This window comes from Algoriphagus sp. 10J20-15 (assembly GCF_055809615.1).
This window is the reverse complement of sequence record NZ_JBVVUG010000039.1, coordinates 104400-119698: the sequence shown is the minus strand read 5'-3', so window position 1 is coordinate 119698 and position 15299 is coordinate 104400. Positions and strand designations below refer to the sequence as shown.

The following is a 15299-nucleotide window of genomic DNA, read 5'->3' as shown; positions in this document are numbered from 1 at the left end:
GAATTTTTATAGCTATTAAAGCCAGCAGGATTCATCATTTTATCCTTGGCTAAGCCATCCATGTATTCATAGCCCATTCCCATAGGAGCACTTAGTGCTTGCCTGCTCGGAATCCGCCGGCACCTTTGTTCACAGCGGTGACTGAAAACGTAGGCCAGATCCTGTGGATATCCTGATCAATATAAGAACCATCGGTAGAAGCAAAATATTTCTGCTCATTGATTACAAATAGTGCGGAGTTGACAAAAGCAGCGCCGTTGTCCATCGCAGAATTATTCACGTTTAGAAGTAGGTCAATTTTATCCTTTACAGGGATTTCCATCGCATTCTTCTGAATAGGGGTATTCCAAGTCACTTCCCCATGACCACTTACTGGAGCAAGCACTACAGGTTCCTTTTGCAATTTGGAATTCGCTTTTGCGATAGCCACGGCGGTTTCTGCACAGCTCTTAATGCCATCTGGTGTCACATCTGAAGTAGCAGAAAAACCCCAAGTACCGTTTGCTATCACTCGAATGCCAACCCCAAACGTCTCAGAGTTTGAGATATTTTGAACGTTTTTCTCTCTTGTGCTTACATTTTGACGCAAGTATCTTCCGATACGAACATCAGTGTAAGTAGCGCCTTTGGTTCTGGCGGCATTCAATGCTATGTCTGCAAGTACTTTCTTAGCCGCTGGATCCATACCTGGCTCAAGCAATTGCTCAGCCGATACAGGATTTCCCAACACTGACCTAACCCTGGAGGTGGCGAGGGCTCCTAGCCCCATCCCGGAAAGGTGGATAAAATCTCTTCTTTTCATGGTTTAAATTTGACAAGTAGTAGGTCACATTGAATCTCCTATGCAACATATTCTACGATTGGTAGGATATTTTCATATTGGATTTCAATTTGATCTACTGGTTAAAGTGTTTGGTTTATATTCTTAGGGTTAAAACAATGTTTAATACTTCTATCAAAGTACTGTTATCCTTGGATTAAGAAAAATAAAAATACAGACTCGGTAAAAATTCAGGGTGCAAATTGAAAAATCCCTGTTGGGAATTCTAAAATCCTAATTTTTTTGACCCTTAGATTGTAAAAACTTTAAAACTTGGAGAAAGGGAATTGGCTCATTTTATTCATGATTGCCAAGATTGATAAACCTGCTTCTAGTATCACCTCACGATCGTCCGGAAGGTCAAATTGACTCTAGGTTTAGAAACCAGCTTTGTTGGGGGTAGTCTATGAAGCCAATGCGTCTGAGTAGTTCCTTTCATCACGAGCAAACTCCCATTTTCTAAAATCTGAGAAACAATCTCTTTGGGTTACCTTATGCTTGAAAGCAAACTTCCGTTCGGCTCCAAAACTTACCGAAGCAATGGCACCATCCTTTTTCAAGTCCGTTTCCCCATCACTATGCCAAGCCATCCCCTCACTCCCATTGTGATATAAATTCAGCAAGCAGGAATTGAAGGTTTCCCCAGTTTTCTTTTTCTACTAAATCCTTTAAATCCAACAATTCCTTGGTCCATGGCAATGCTGTCTTGGTGTTATTGGAATAAGTGTATTCAAAAGGCTTTTCGGCATACCAAGCCACTTTACGCTTGGTTTCTATTCGCTTTCCAAAAATCACTGCTACATCATTCTTCCATTGAATCTCATTCAATAAGTAATCCAGATAGTCCAAAGCACTGGCTGAGGGCATAATCTTTCCAAAGTAATTTACTACACCGTCTTTGGGTAGCAGATTTGTATTTTCTAATGAATCCTGAATTGAATAAATCCATTCTCTAATTTATACTTCTTGGTTTAGCTGGGCAGCTTCCCAACCTATAATTGCTGACTTTTTGGTATTCCCCCACATATAGCCACCGATTTTGCCGCTGTATTGAATTACTCGATGGCAGGGGATCAGGAAAGCAACAGGATTACTCCCAATTGCAGTTCCAATAGCGCGGGAAGCTTTTGGTTTTTCTATTTCCTCAGCTATGCTACCGTAAGTAGTCAGATTTCCCATTGGGATCTTCAGAAGGGCATCCCAAACCTTCAATTGAAAAGGAGTACCATTCAAATGCAACTTGATTTGATTGAGTTTGTACCAATCATGCTGAAAAATATACAAAGCTTCTTGCTGAATTTTATCCACCAACTGATGATAATTCGCATTGGGAAAGCGGGCTTTCAAGGTAGATTCTCCTTCTTCCTGATCTGAGAAAAAGGCCAAGTGACAAATGCCTTTGGAAGTGGAGGCTACAATGATTTCTCCAAAAGGACTTTCTGCAAAGCTGTAATTGATCTGAAGGTTTTCTCCCCCATTCTTGAATTCGCCTGGAGTCATTCCCTCAATTTTAACAAACAAATCATGAAGTCTGCCAGTGCTTGAAAGCCCAGTTTCCTGAGCGGCTTCAAAAAGTGTAGCTTCTTTGCCTTTCAAAAGCTGCTTGGCATATTCCACACTTAGAAACTGCATAAATTTCTTTGGGCTCACTCCTGCCCATTCACTAAACATGCGCTGAAAGTGAAACGGACTCAGATGTACTTGCTCTGCAATTTCCTCCAAAGAAGGTTGGCTTTTGAAATTAGCCTGTATATAAGCAATCGCTTCGGCGATACGATGGAAATTGACGGATTGACTTTCGTTCATATTCTGAATGCTAGGTTATCCAAAAGTACCCTGAATAAGGAAAATGCAAAACCCGATTCTTGCGGAGTTTGAGACTGGAGTACTACTTATTCTGCTTTACCCTTTAGCATCGCATAAATTGCCATCGCATGTCCATGACCAATTTCAAAGTCCTGCTTTAGCCAATTAGTAATTTCTGTAGCCTTAGTACCTGAGGTGGTTTTTCCACTTGACAAAACCCTTTTTCAGAAGCAAGTCCTTTAAAATCTTCTCGGGTTTTATCAATCTTTGCTTGAATAATGGCTAAATAGGCTAGAAAGGACACCATAGTAGGTTTTGAGGGCTGAATTGACCTTATGGTAATAGCTATAGGATACTGCCAAAATAGCCAGCTGATGATTAGAGGAAAAATGGTTTGAAATCCAAAACCATCTACAGCCCAATGGCTGATGCAGGCAAAAATAAAATCGAAGGTGAATCCAGCATATGCCCATTCTTTCACACGCTTTGGGAATTTTGGAATCATCAGTATCAAAGTGCCACATACTTTAAAAACAACTAATGCATTTCCGAAATACAGGGGGTATCCCAGATGACGGATCCCTTCTTTCGCAAGTTCAGTTTGGGATGTAAGAGCCGGCATTAGCCCTTCAAATAGGAAAATAAAGCTTGTTGCTGTCCAGAAAATGATTTTGTCTCTTTTAGTAGGATCCATCTTTTTACGTTTTAAATGATAGTCAAAGATTAAATTGTTGACATAATTTGACACGGTGGATTAATGACAAAGAGGAGGTGATTTGCGAAGGAGAAAATTGATGGGGCTTTTCAATACTGATCGTGCCGTTGGCACTCAATTTAAAAAATCGAATTCCATATGACCCAGAATTGCATTCTGGGCTTTTATAGGCCTTGCCGTTGGCAAGGGTTCTTTTTTAGATATTACGATGGACAAGGCTCAGGAATTCAATAAAAACAATAAATAATATTCGGCTATTAGTTAGCTGAGAATAACCATTATGCCAACGGCACAACCTGTATCAGCCCCGAATACAGCGCAGCGAAATTCGGGGTTCAAATGCAAAATGGAAAAATCTAAGAGTGCCAACGGCACGATCGGTGATAAAACAGGAAGAATTCTCAGCACAATATATTTACATCATGGAGATAATAATCATTCATAAAAAAACCGTTCGCAATCCTGTCTTAGTAACAAGGTCACGAACGGCTGATATTTATTAAATCAATTCTAATTAGATCTTCTCCAATGCATTGGCCAAATCATTCTTCAAATCTTCGGCATCTTCCACGCCTACGCTCAATCGAATCAATGAATCCACTAATCCAACTTTTTCCCTCTCTTCCTTCGGGATACTCGCATGAGTCATAGAAGCTGGGTGTCCACAAAGCGATTCTACTCCACCGAGTGATTCTGCCAAGGCAAATAAATGAAAGCTCTCCATTACTTTTCGTGCATCTGATTCTTTATTCCCAACCAATGTGAAGGAAATCATTCCTCCATAATCGCGCATTTGCTTTTTGGCAATATCATGATTGGGGTGATCCTCAAAACCTGGCCAGTAGACTTTATCTACTTTGGGATGATTTTTTAGGTATGCCGCAATGGTTTTGCCATTTTGAGAGTGACGCTCCATTCTTAGATGAAGTGTTTTGATTCCTCTGATTACTAAGAAGCAATCCTGGGGCCCAGGTGTAGCGCCTGAAGCATTCTGAATGAAAACCAGCTTTTCTGCCAATTCATCATCATTTACCACCAAAGCTCCCATTACTACATCCGAATGTCCACCAAGGTATTTGGTCACTGAGTGCATCACGATGTCAGCACCAAGATCCAGAGGGGTTTGCAAGTATGGAGAAGCAAAGGTGTTATCCACTGCGACTATGATTTTATTGCCTTTTCCCAACTTTGCTACTGCAGCAATATCGATAATATTCATCATAGGATTGGTGGGCGTTTCTACCCAGATCATCCTAGTCTTTTCCGTAATATGATCAGCTATTGAAGCCGGGTCTGACATAGGCACAAACTTAAATTTGATCCCATAACGCTCATAGACTTTAGTAAAAAGCCTGTAAGTTCCACCATAAAGATCATTAGTGCTGATGATTTCATCACCTGGGTTAAATAACTTGATTACCGCATCGATAGCTCCTAGGCCAGAGGAAAAACAAATTCCATGCTTTCCATTTTCCAGCGCTGCCAGATTATTTTGCAAAGCAGTTCTGGTAGGATTGTGCGTGCGGGAATACTCATAACCTTTGTGATCACCAGGAGATTTTTGCACGTAAGTGGAAGTCTGGTAAATCGGAGTCATGATAGCTCCTGTCGCAGGATCTGGCTCTATTCCGGCATGAATGGCTTTTGTTCCAAATTTCATTCGTTATTGGTTTAGGTTGTTTTGGTTCGTAGGAAAATGAAAATCAGTTACGATTTTCAGGGTTATTTTAAGCAGTGCGTGTTAAACTTGCAGACTTTCCCAGTGAATCCAATAGATAAGAGACCAAATATGACAAAAAAGGGCAGGATATTCAAAACTATCCGAAGGTACTTCGGCAGTCATCCTGCCGGTATTTTTGCCTGGCTCTGGGTCACCGCTATGCCTTTTATTGGAAGCGTGATTTTTGCCACAAAGTATAATCTGCTTGAAGCATACCAACTTGAAAGTGGATTTGAATTCTTCGCATATACAGTCATTGGAGCGCTGTTAATGGGTTTGGCTCTGCTGCCAACTACGCTCATCGCCCTGGCGTCTGGATTCTACTTCGGTTGGGCTTCCTTACCCTTCTTGATTTTGGGTTACTCGCTAGCTTCTGTATTAGGGTATGCTTTAGGAAAAATCACCAACATGGGCTTCACAGAATTACTTTTTAAGAAAAACCCAAAATTCCGGAAAGAAGTAGAATCACGAAAAGAAAAGGAAGGATCCTTGGTCTTTTTCGTTCAGAATCTCTCCGATTGTGCCCTTTGCAGTTTCCAATTTTCTCTTTGCCTCGTTGAATATCAAGATTTGGAAAGTATTGGTTTATGGTATTCCTGGAATGCTCACCAGAACGGTCATCGCTTTCGCCGCCGGAGTCATTGCCAATTCCTATATAGCTGCCAAAGAATCTATGAATAGTCCTTTACAATGGGGAATTGGACTTGCTTTATTGGTAATCGGCGTAGCAGGGATTTATAATTACCTGAGAAAAAAGAAAAAATGAAGTATGTGCACTAGTCAATGATCAAGGGTAGACCCCAACTCTTGATTCTCGTAGTTGCTTGATGATTTCATCAAAGTCTTTCTGCTCTATTCCTCCTACATCTTTCACTGCAATACTTCACCTCTTCCCAATTCTTTTCCCATTTTTTGCGCCAAGTAAAAGGTCTATTACACACTAGGCAAATTTTGATTGGCAGGTCAGCTTTCTTCATTTGAATTCAGGGATTTCATTTTCCCGTACATAGGGAAAAGAGTCCAGTTTATTAAGTCCATAATAGGTATTCAAGCCCGAAATCCCAACTCCCGAATACCCTTCTAAATTCAATTGCCCCAAGTCATTGATAGTATCATCTGGACAGATGATCATCTCCACCGAACCAATTACGAAAATACATCCATTAGGCAAGGGAATACTTTCTTCATACTTCATCCCTATTTTAACAGGACTTTCCTTCACAAATGGAGCATGGAAGTCTCCAATATACTCTGGCTTCAACTTCATCCGCTCAAATTCAGACGCCCCTTTTTCCAATTTAGCTGAGGTATAATGCGCTTTTTCTATAAATGCCTCTGAAACATGATTGATGGTATAAAATTCCGTTTCCATAATGTTGGGATAGGTATCCCGAGGAATAGCTGTCTGCGGGCGCATGATGAAAGCCAGTTGAGCTGGACTTGATCCCAAATGCACCACTGAGGAGAAAATAGCTACATTTTCCTTATTGGTAGAGGACCTTGTGCCAATCAGATTTGCTGGTTTGATTCCGCTTATGGAGTTGATTAAGTTCAATCTATAAGCACGCTCCAAGCGCTCTATATCTTCTTTATGTAATTTCATACGATCGGTATTGATTCAACTTGCCCTTTTCTGACTCGAGTTCAATTTCTTTTTTACATTTTCTCCAGAACGCAAAAAAGGAAGGAAAATACCCCGTCACACTGCTCAGCCAGTCTCTGGCTTCTTCTATGCCTTGATAATGTCTACTGGCGGGATGTTCTTTGTAAACAATTTGATCTGGATTAAGCAATTCCATCAAATCAGAAAACTCCCCTACAAAAAGTTGAATTCCTTCAATGTTTTCGCTTAGATCAAGTGCAAAATCCAGACATTTTTGACTCACTGGATTCTTTTGAAAAAAAGAAGGCTCTAGGAGAAAAACCAGCTGCACGTCTTCTCCTTTATGCCAGTAAGGATCAAGATTATAGTAATTGTAGATGAGCGTCTTTTTATCTTTCTCAAAATTTGGTTGAATATGATTCGGAAGTTCCGTGTGCAAATTGAAAGCTACGGTGTCAAGCAATTTACTTGGAACTTCAAGCTCATTGAATTCCTCATCAGGCTACATCCAGAAAAGTACCTTTTTGATTGTCATCAAAATAGGTATTGACATTCCATTGATTGGCAAAATATTTCTTACTGGAAAAAGCTCCCGCCACCCATTGCCAGCTCAACTGATTGCTCGCCAAATCTCCATCCAATAAGTGGCTATACATCAACTTTGCAGGCTCTAGCCAATGCGAATTGGCAATATTGCAGCAGATAGATGCCACGTACATTCGCATGTGGTTGTGCATATAGCCAGTTCGGTAAAGCTCCTTGATCGCTTGGTCAACTGTATTGATTCCTGTCTCTGCATTGAGAATAGCGGATGGGATTTGATGATTGGAAATGGGAGCTTGCTCTTGCTTGAGATCTTGATTTATCCCCTCACCTTTTGCAATCCATACTTGCTGCCAGTAATCCCGCCATGCTAATTCTTGAACGAGTTTTTCAACTTGGTACCACTTCAAATCCAGGGTTTTGATGTACTCAAAAACTTGCTTGGTGGAAATCACACCGCGTGAGATGTAAGGGCTCAGCCTTGTTACTGCCCCGTCTTTATAATTTCGAGTAGAGCTATAGCTAACTGGGTCAATAGCGCGAATCCTACGTTCTATGGAAGGCAAATCTGTTGGAAAATGATTCACTAGCTAATTTTATTTAAGGAAATACTTCGTTGTCTGGAGCACTTGAATCGCTCGATATCAGGATTTCTCTTTTTCAGATGCTTCTGACTCACTCCACTATTCACACGCTTTCGCCACATCTTAAAAGAACTTTCTTTGAGTTCTTTCCGCATCAGCTTAATCACCTCAGCTTCACGGATACCAAATTGTGTTTCTATAGCTTCGAAAGGCGTTCTATCCTCCCAAGCCATTTCTATAACTCGATCTGTTTCTCGCTCAGTCATTCGTAGTATTCTAGTTGTGAATCTCATTCTTATAAAAAAATGAGACTTCATTCCTTCCTACATTTAAAGCTTAGAGCGGGTAGAAATGTTTTGATGAATCCAGACTTTTTTGGTTAGTACCTCCCCCTATTAAAAAATAATATGCTATCCGCTTTTGTTCCAGTATGGAGTCAAAAGCAAAAAAAGGATAGGTTAAACTTAGGAATTGAGGCGGTTTCAGCCTGTCCCGCCAGTGCGGGAGTCATCGGTCTTCCGACGATAAGCAAAGAATCCAAAGTCACTGGCATCTTTGCGGATAATCATACAAAATATTTATTCTAGCAAAAGAAACTTGCCAATGTACAAATGGAGCATATAGCAAGAATGAAAAGGCTAAAAATCGTCAAAGGACGTTTTTTGTTTTGGAAGACAAATTTGACCCCCAGAACTAAAAAAACTAGTTGGGCAAGCAGAAACGGAATGGTGAGTAGTTCTACAAAAAATACGATAATCGCAGAGTTTAATTCCAAGAAATTCACCAACCAAAGGCAAATGAAATAGCCAACAATTAAAAAATTGATACCTGTCACTGTTGAATCATTCAATCCACCACGCATGATCTGGCTTATTTAAAATTAAAACTTGACTTCAAGCACATCGTCTAATAGCTCGAGACATCTCTTTCTCAAAATCTCCAACATGAAAATTCAGTTTATTTTCAGATATACCTCTCTTCTTTAATCATTCCTCTTTTCTTTTAAACCTTACTAAAACGAAAATACCAAAAACTATCTCAATGAGGGATCCAGTAAGAGCTGAACCGAATGATTGGATATTAAGCGCAAAAAGTAAATACGCTGCTACACCCAAAGCAGCTCCAAGAATCCAGAAAATTTTATTACCATATAAAGAGGCAAAGGTCAAATACCTTCCGCCTATGATTAATAACATACCTTGAAAAAACCACTCGGTATGCTGAAATGACAATAAAAAAGCAATAGGTAAACACATCAGCATAAACACTGTCCCTTCCATAGCCAAGTTCCCCAAAGGATTTCCCTTACTATGTGCTCCTCTTATTTTAATGATTTTTGCCAGTGCCACACTTAGAGGAAAAATGAACATTCCACCTATCAAAAGTGTCCAAATAGCATGATTATCAGAAAACTGAAGAGATACCATTGATGATATGAACCAAACAAAGCCTGATACCAGCATGCCCACCGCCCCATTTCCATATCCAATACGCATGTCTCTCTGTGCTTGAGCTACTGAATTAGAATTACTTAATGTATTGTCGGTAGAGTTATTTTTCATTTGGCTTTCAGACTAATTTTATCATCCAATTATCTCAGGGTAAAAGATTCAAAGATATCATATCACAAGATCTATCAAAGACCCGATCAACAATACCGCAAAACTAGCGCTCTCCTATAGCCCAAACTTCTCCCCTTCTAAAACTTATTCAATCACCCAGCTACTTTATAAATGAAGCAGCAGTACTAAGAAGAAGGTACTGGGATCTATACGAGCACCTTACCTGTTTTTGGGCAACCACTTGGTTTTAGTATACAGGCTTTTGATAGGTGCTTCCAAATCGAATTGGGATAAAACCTGCTGAGGCGAATACTATGATAGATTAGATTCAGACTCCAATGGAGCAATTGCAAATCCAGCTAATCTACTGAGGCTCATTTAAATAATCAAAGATGCTTTTCTCCTTTCTCTATACCAATCCAAAGGATTGAAAGCATCTGCGTTCTAGCTATTTATTTTTGAAATATGATAATTTTCTGAAGACTGATAACACAGGGTATTTACAGAAGGTAAAGCTTAACGTATCCAATTATTATAGCCACGTAATTTCTTAGCTTATTTACTTCCAGTGCAGAAATGGATTATTGATTTGGAATCAATTTTCTATAAAGCAAACTATGCTCCTCCATGACATTTCCATATTCATCAATCAGCCTAAACGTAACCTGAGGTTCTTCTTCATTCATGGAAAAAGTAAGCTCACCAAATGCTTTTAAACCTTGTCCAAGATATCCAAAAAGTTGCGTAGAGGAATCCTTGGCAATTGCTTCCGGTCCGGGAACTCCTCCTAGAGATGCAGGTCCAAACTCGTAAAACGCAAATCCTGAATTTCTAGGGATCGTAAAACCACGTGCACCATGCCGATCTCCACTCAGTAAGAGTACTCACAGGAATATTTTCAGTCTCAATTAACTTGTAAAGCTCTTCTCGAGCCAGCGTATCCCAAGTCCCCCAAGAATCTTTGCCATCCGAGATAAAATCGCTCCACATTGTTCCGCTGGAAATCACTTTGAAAGTTGCAGGGGAAGTGATCAGTACATCCTTCAGCCAACTCAACTGTTCCTCCCCCAAATAAGAATTATAAGCTCCTCTTCGCTCATTTTCCCGGAAGGATCGAGTATCCAGCATGATGACCTCCACATCTGCTATACGCGTATTGAAATAAATACCTGCCGATTCATTCTTAGGATTATTCCAGTTCTCGGCCCAAATAGCCCGAAGCGCCTCCCTATCTTCTTTGCTAACACCTTTAGGCAATCCACTTAGGTCATTATTGAGGTAATCATGATCATCCCAAGTAGCATATACAGGAACATTTGCGGCTAACTTTTTCCAAGCCTGCGAGACATCTCTTAGCAAATAATCAGATCTATGCATGCTGAATTTGGTATCTCTATCATCCACAGCCAAATCACCCAGTAACAGCATAGCCATAGGATCTCGAGCTAAAATGGCTTCCATCAAATTTGGGTTATGCAAGCCTATCTTATGAAAATCTGAAGCAAAGGCTAGTCGTAGCTCGCTTGTTTCTTCGATTTTTGAGGCGGTTTGGAAAGTACCTTTCGCCATCTCTGCACCTTGTATTTTCATTAAATAGGAATACTTCGTTGCTGCTGACAAATTTCCTAAGACGATTCGCTCAGCTTGTCCGGCCACGCTTGGATTAAAAAAATAAATCTTTGTTTCTTTACCAGCTAAATCTGCTATTTCAATTTCAATCAGATTTTTACTTGCTGGTCTAAGCCAAATACTTACTCCATTCTCTTTGATATCTCCCAACATCGGTCCAGAAATCAAGGGAATGCCATTTTTGAGAGCAGCTGCTACAATTCTTTCGTCTGTAAAATCAACTGCATTATCCTCGAATACCGACCTAGCTTCCAAATAAAACTTTCTAATATTCTCAGGTAATCTCACATAACTATCGAGAAGCAAACTGTCAATTTCCAACGTTCCCTTGTGTGCTTGTGGTAAAGAAACGTCATTTTTTACCGGTATGGAATCAGTTCTTTGCGCAAAAGTAGCAGTACTAAAAAGAGTGACGATAAAGGCAAAGAGGCTGGATATTTTTTTAAATCTCATTGAGAGTGGGGTATTGGAAGTATTGGAAAAGTTAAATTACGGCTTTAGCGGGTGGTAAAAAAGTTGAGTTCTAGGCAAAAGATGGCTTAATGCAAATTCGATTGTATAGAAGCAGAGTGGGAAAATTACATCTAGCCAAAACCCTTGACAACGTTCAGTTGGGTTCCCAGCATATAGACCACACTCAATGGGGAATTGACCATCGGAAAATCCGCACGACCGCAAAAAAAGTAAGGATTTTTATAAATCCATCTTTATGGTAGATTAAAGAATTGATAGATATTTTGTCTTAAAATCAAACTACTACTAAACCCCAAACTCCCTAACCTATATGAAAAGATACACACTTGCTTTAGCCTTATGTTTACTGTTTTCAGTACTTGCTTTTGCACAAGACAGTAAGGTTTTTGATCAAATGACAATGCAGAGTAAAATTCTCAATATGGAGCGGAAATATGCGATCTATCTCCCCCCAGGTTATGAGACCTCGCAGCGCTCTTACCCTGTCTTGTATCTACTTCATGGAGCCGGAGATGATCAGACAGGTTGGGTACAGTTTGGAGAAGTCCAACATATCGCTGACAAAGCCATCTTGGAAGGAAAATCCACGGCTATGATCATTGTCATGCCGGATGCCAATACCGGAAAGCGCGGATACTTCAATGATGTCAACAATGAATGGCGATATGAAGATTTCTTTTTTGAGGAACTGATGCCTGAGGTAGAAAAAAAGTACCGAATCAAATCTGAGAAAAGGTATAGGGCAATAGCTGGATTGTCCATGGGAGGCGGTGGCACATTTTTCTACGCCATGCACCGCCCGGACTTATTTTCTTCCGCTTGCCCCTTAAGTGCATCATTGAGGAATTCCACTTTTGAAGAATTCAATCAAGGACTTCAAACCAATAAAACCGAGGTAATAAATACTAATACCCTACAAGGTTATTATGACCGGCATTCCGCACTAAGGCAAATCGAATTGAATGAGTTGGAAGCGATGAAATCTGTAAAATGGTATTTTGATTGTGGGGACGATGACTTCCTTTATGAAGGAAATAGCGTAGTACATATCGCAATGAAGAAAAAAGAAATCCCCCATGAGTTCAGAATAAGGGATGGAGCTCATAATTGGACCTATTGGAGAACATCCCTTCCCGAAGTGTTATCATTTGTATCAGATACCTTTCGTCAGAAATAGGCAGTAGGTAGATTTAGAACTGTCCTTTTAGAAGGAATATGTGTTGTTTGAGTATGTGGGTATAGTCAATAGCTTGCCGATAGGCTCGATCAAGTTTTTTACCTCGACTTTTCATTTCTATTAAAATCGTCTATTTTCAAAACAGATCAATGTAGCCGTCTCTCGCATCCAACTTTTTTACGCGATGTACGAAAGTTGAAACCCGTTTGCTGCTTATACCAACTACATGAAAAAAACTCTACTAAAAATGGCTGATACATCCGATCCCTCATTAGATGTATCAGCCCATTCCTAAGAAAAACATAAAGCGCTATCTTTTATTTCGTTCCAGCTTAGTGCAATGGTTTTTCTCTAGAAGGTTATGGTGTGAGGATGGTGGTTGCTAGCGTTATTCACCCAAGTAAGATAAGAAGGTCAATTTCAAGTTGATAAGGATAAGAAGGTCTAGATACATCCGACTACTGTACGGATCTACACCTAGCGACGGCAACGCCTAGAGTACGCTCAGAGGGGATTACTGCAGATGAGCAGCTGGACAATCATTTTCAAATGATCTACCTCAACAAATACATCTTCCCATATCCCTTTTTAAATGCCTTATCTCCGGCAGTAGGTCTATGCTCCATGAATTGCCCGTTTTTGCGAACTAGCACACGGTAGATGTACACACCATTGGCGAGCTGGTCGCCAAATTCATCCTTACCATCCCAAGCATAGTCAGTTAAGTTATTTCCGATGCGGATAGGACCTAATTCGTTCTGCAAAATCTCCCGGACAACTTTTCCGGTTACAGTCATGATCTGAATCTTAATTTCATCGGGCACTTCCATACCTGTGACCGTAAAGACAAAGTGAACACTAGTACTGAATGGATTCGGATAAGGATAAAAGTTCGTGATCTGGGATTCGTTGATCACCTCAAAAGTAACTTCATAAGGTTCACTGGAATCCTCATTAACCACTCTTAGGGTATAAATCCCATCTTCCAATGGTCCTGGAATCAGTGAAACTTTGAAGTCCTCATCTTCTGAAGCCGGTGTCCAAGTCAAGTTTGGATTGGAGAAATTAACCCGCTTAAAGTCACAGGATTCGCAGTTCTGCTTCAGATATAGATCCAGCCCAACTGTGTCTTTCTTATACAATAAGGTTTGATCATTCTTCAGAAGGGCGGTGATCAGTACATTTGGCGAGACGATATCCCCGTCCATGATGTAGATTCCGTCAAAGTTTACATCCAGCAGTGCGGTAGAATTATCTCCCTCCACGATGAAGTAGGAACCAAGATCTACCTGATTATTGCGGAAAGTCTGCTCCCGCTGTATTCTAGGATTGGCAAAAATCTCTAGTTCATTCTCACCGGATTTCCCGATGGAATTAAACTCTATCGTAAAGTCAAATGACTCTCCGGCTTTCAGCGCAGGGAATTTCTTCGAGAATTCCTCCACTTTCTTGCTCGTCAGATGGGTCATATTCCAATTCACCTGAATAGAATCCAGGAAATTGTACTTGGAAATATTCTTGAATTGCAGTTCCAGAAGCCCAGTTTCTCCCTCCCGAAGATTCACTTGCTCTTTGGCAGATTTCAGGATTAAAACTCCCTCAGGAACTCCAGTATAATTCACCTGCCACTTATCCAACTGAGCTGGGGCGGTGGAAGCAGGATCATTCATACTATAGCGAAGTTTCAGATATGGATAAACATCCGTACTGATAAAAGACAGATCCATTTCCTGATCGTAAGTATTTCCTATCAAGAGATCCTCCTCCCCATTTTCCTTCACTCCGATGATGTCAAAGAAGGTTTTCTCTTCCTCATTGATCCAGTTTCGAGCATTCACATTTTGGAAGAAACGCTCCCAAGATGATGCAGGGCCAACTCTTGGTGTCAAAATCATCCCCGAAGTCAGGTAGCCTGAAAGCTCAGTATCGAAGGAGAGTGTTTGCTGAGAAGCCGGAACTTCCATGTTTTTATTCCCTACTATCTCAATCGCCTCACCCGGACGCATGCCTTTTCTTCCGTAAAGAATATAAGGTTCACCTGTTTTCAAAGCTCGCAGCGTAGCCTCGCTTGCTCCAAATTCTTTCAGCTTTTCAAACGCAATATCTGGCCAAGCTTCAAAGGTGACATTGCCTACAGAGAAAATCACCACATAATCACCAAGTTTCACATTGTTCACATACTGCTCCAGCATAGTCTGCCCCGGCGTTGTAATCCAGGAATTCTGAATACTCTGGATCATTTGCGGCACGCGACCACAAGCTCTGGAATCCAGTATATCAAATCCGGGAACAGGAATCGCAGGGTAGGGCATCAGGCTTTTTTGCTCAAAAGCCACCAAACCCAAGGAGCCATTAGGACACAAGCGGCTGTTGGCATTATTCACATTATCAATGATCTGCGGGATCTGATTTAAGTAGAATTGAGTGTTGCGGAAAGAAAGTGTATCCACCGCAGCCCCAACCGTAAAGACCTCAATATTAGCTTGCTGATCTAGGTATTTCCAGCTTCTATCGGATTCTTTGATTTCCAGATTTGTCAACTGATCCTCAGCAAGCTGGTGAGTCTGTGCGCTGAGTCCAGCCTTCTGGGCCAGATGGAATGAAAGAGAAACTGGAATTCGTCCAAGCATCGGTTTCGCCTGGTTTTGTTTCCTGAAATTTTGATC

At 40.7% G+C, this 15299-nt stretch carries 16 protein-coding genes and 2 pseudogenes; 2 read left to right on the top strand and 16 right to left on the bottom strand.

Annotated features, from left to right (window positions below; genetic code table 11):
* The 8 genes and pseudogenes from AC0L6R_RS17065 to AC0L6R_RS17030 all read right to left on the bottom strand — a co-directional run.
* A pseudogene (locus AC0L6R_RS17065) lies at nt 1-802 on the bottom strand (PmbA/TldA family metallopeptidase); the annotation flags it as partial.
* Nucleotides 803-1157: 355 nt separating this feature from the next.
* Nucleotides 1158-1410, bottom strand: a pseudogene (locus tag AC0L6R_RS17060) (alpha-ketoglutarate-dependent dioxygenase AlkB).
* A gap of 4 nt (nt 1411-1414) precedes the next feature.
* Nucleotides 1415-1687 carry an alpha-ketoglutarate-dependent dioxygenase AlkB family protein gene (locus AC0L6R_RS17055; protein WP_473272272.1) on the bottom strand — a complete coding sequence of 91 codons (273 nt, stop codon included), beginning with the start codon at nt 1685-1687 and terminating at the stop codon, nt 1415-1417.
* 90 nt (nt 1688-1777) lie between these two features.
* Nucleotides 1778-2626 carry a bifunctional helix-turn-helix domain-containing protein/methylated-DNA--[protein]-cysteine S-methyltransferase gene (locus AC0L6R_RS17050; RefSeq protein ID WP_473272271.1) on the bottom strand — a complete coding sequence of 283 codons (849 nt, stop codon included), beginning with the start codon at nt 2624-2626 and terminating at the stop codon, nt 1778-1780.
* 86 nt (nt 2627-2712) lie between these two features.
* A complete protein-coding gene (locus AC0L6R_RS17045; RefSeq protein ID WP_283411606.1) occupies nt 2713-2841 on the bottom strand; it encodes a DUF4287 domain-containing protein in 129 nt (42 codons plus the stop codon).
* Nucleotides 2784-3320 carry a DoxX family protein gene (locus AC0L6R_RS17040; protein WP_473272270.1) on the bottom strand — a complete coding sequence of 179 codons (537 nt, stop codon included), beginning with the start codon at nt 3318-3320 and terminating at the stop codon, nt 2784-2786. The genes AC0L6R_RS17045 and AC0L6R_RS17040 overlap by 58 nt, the downstream gene beginning before the upstream one ends.
* 535 nt (nt 3321-3855) lie before the next feature.
* The gene (locus tag AC0L6R_RS17035) at nt 3856-5001 is read right to left on the bottom strand and encodes a cystathionine gamma-synthase (protein WP_283411608.1); all 1146 of its coding nucleotides are present in this window, start codon (nt 4999-5001) and stop codon (nt 3856-3858) included.
* A gap of 179 nt (nt 5002-5180) precedes the next feature.
* On the bottom strand, nt 5181-5363 hold the full coding sequence (locus AC0L6R_RS17030; RefSeq protein ID WP_473272269.1) for a hypothetical protein: 183 nt from the start codon (nt 5361-5363) through the stop codon (nt 5181-5183).
* A gap of 254 nt (nt 5364-5617) precedes the next feature.
* Between AC0L6R_RS17030 and AC0L6R_RS17025 the strand changes: the two genes are divergently transcribed.
* A complete protein-coding gene (locus tag AC0L6R_RS17025; protein WP_473272268.1) occupies nt 5618-5827 on the top strand; it encodes a hypothetical protein in 210 nt (69 codons plus the stop codon).
* A gap of 70 nt (nt 5828-5897) precedes the next feature.
* Here AC0L6R_RS17025 and AC0L6R_RS17020 read toward each other — a convergent pair whose 3' ends face one another.
* From AC0L6R_RS17020 to AC0L6R_RS16990, 7 genes are all read right to left on the bottom strand, one after another.
* Nucleotides 5898-6038, bottom strand: a complete 141-nt coding sequence (locus AC0L6R_RS17020) for a DUF2256 domain-containing protein (protein WP_473272267.1) — start codon at nt 6036-6038, stop codon at nt 5898-5900.
* Entirely contained in the window at nt 6035-6664 is a 630-nt protein-coding gene (locus tag AC0L6R_RS17015) for a flavin reductase family protein (RefSeq protein ID WP_473272266.1), read from the bottom strand. The genes AC0L6R_RS17020 and AC0L6R_RS17015 overlap by 4 nt, the downstream gene beginning before the upstream one ends.
* A complete protein-coding gene (locus AC0L6R_RS17010; protein WP_473272265.1) occupies nt 6651-7127 on the bottom strand; it encodes a hypothetical protein in 477 nt (158 codons plus the stop codon). The genes AC0L6R_RS17015 and AC0L6R_RS17010 overlap by 14 nt, the downstream gene beginning before the upstream one ends.
* Nucleotides 7128-7161: 34 nt before the next feature.
* Nucleotides 7162-7794 carry an FAD-binding domain-containing protein gene (locus tag AC0L6R_RS17005; protein ID WP_473272264.1) on the bottom strand — a complete coding sequence of 211 codons (633 nt, stop codon included), beginning with the start codon at nt 7792-7794 and terminating at the stop codon, nt 7162-7164.
* Nucleotides 7794-8057 (bottom strand): TIGR03643 family protein, encoded by a 264-nt coding sequence (locus tag AC0L6R_RS17000; protein ID WP_473272263.1) that lies wholly within the window; start codon nt 8055-8057, stop codon nt 7794-7796. The genes AC0L6R_RS17005 and AC0L6R_RS17000 overlap by 1 nt, the downstream gene beginning before the upstream one ends.
* A 720-nt stretch (nt 8058-8777) precedes the next feature.
* Complete coding sequence (locus AC0L6R_RS16995; RefSeq protein WP_473272262.1) at nt 8778-9353, bottom strand: DUF7010 family protein; 576 nt, start codon at nt 9351-9353, stop codon at nt 8778-8780.
* 831 nt (nt 9354-10184) lie between these two features.
* Nucleotides 10185-11435 (bottom strand): alkaline phosphatase D family protein, encoded by a 1251-nt coding sequence (locus AC0L6R_RS16990; protein ID WP_473272261.1) that lies wholly within the window; start codon nt 11433-11435, stop codon nt 10185-10187.
* A gap of 331 nt (nt 11436-11766) precedes the next feature.
* Between AC0L6R_RS16990 and AC0L6R_RS16985 the strand changes: the two genes are divergently transcribed.
* Nucleotides 11767-12633, top strand: a complete 867-nt coding sequence (locus tag AC0L6R_RS16985) for an alpha/beta hydrolase (protein WP_473272260.1) — start codon at nt 11767-11769, stop codon at nt 12631-12633.
* A gap of 554 nt (nt 12634-13187) precedes the next feature.
* Here AC0L6R_RS16985 and AC0L6R_RS16980 read toward each other — a convergent pair.
* Complete coding sequence (locus tag AC0L6R_RS16980) at nt 13188-15263, bottom strand: hypothetical protein (protein WP_473272259.1); 2076 nt, start codon at nt 15261-15263, stop codon at nt 13188-13190.
* Nucleotides 15264-15299: the final 36 nt, after the last annotated feature.

What these genes read in the sequence shown, in the direction of transcription:
- AC0L6R_RS17055 (WP_473272272.1), bottom strand. Translation starts at nt 1,687, where the DNA reads ATGCCCTCAGCCAGTGCTTTGGACTATCTGGATTACTTATTGAATGAG.
- AC0L6R_RS17050 (WP_473272271.1), bottom strand. Translation starts at nt 2,626, where the DNA reads ATGAACGAAAGTCAATCCGTCAATTTCCATCGTATCGCCGAAGCGATT.
- AC0L6R_RS17040 (WP_473272270.1), bottom strand. Translation starts at nt 3,320, where the DNA reads ATGGATCCTACTAAAAGAGACAAAATCATTTTCTGGACAGCAACAAGC.
- AC0L6R_RS17035 (WP_283411608.1), bottom strand. Translation starts at nt 5,001, where the DNA reads ATGAAATTTGGAACAAAAGCCATTCATGCCGGAATAGAGCCAGATCCT.
- AC0L6R_RS17030 (WP_473272269.1), bottom strand. Translation starts at nt 5,363, where the DNA reads ATGAGCGTAGTTGGCAGCAGAGCCAAACCCATTAACAGCGCTCCAATG.
- AC0L6R_RS17020 (WP_473272267.1), bottom strand. Translation starts at nt 6,038, where the DNA reads ATGAAGAAAGCTGACCTGCCAATCAAAATTTGCCTAGTGTGTAATAGA.
- AC0L6R_RS17015 (WP_473272266.1), bottom strand. Translation starts at nt 6,664, where the DNA reads ATGAAATTACATAAAGAAGATATAGAGCGCTTGGAGCGTGCTTATAGA.
- AC0L6R_RS17000 (WP_473272263.1), bottom strand. Translation starts at nt 8,057, where the DNA reads ATGACTGAGCGAGAAACAGATCGAGTTATAGAAATGGCTTGGGAGGAT.
- AC0L6R_RS16995 (WP_473272262.1), bottom strand. Translation starts at nt 9,353, where the DNA reads ATGAAAAATAACTCTACCGACAATACATTAAGTAATTCTAATTCAGTA.
- AC0L6R_RS16990 (WP_473272261.1), bottom strand. Translation starts at nt 11,435, where the DNA reads ATGAGATTTAAAAAAATATCCAGCCTCTTTGCCTTTATCGTCACTCTT.
- AC0L6R_RS16985 (WP_473272260.1), top strand. Translation starts at nt 11,767, where the DNA reads ATGAAAAGATACACACTTGCTTTAGCCTTATGTTTACTGTTTTCAGTA.
- AC0L6R_RS16980 (WP_473272259.1), bottom strand. Translation starts at nt 15,263, where the DNA reads ATGCTTGGACGAATTCCAGTTTCTCTTTCATTCCATCTGGCCCAGAAG.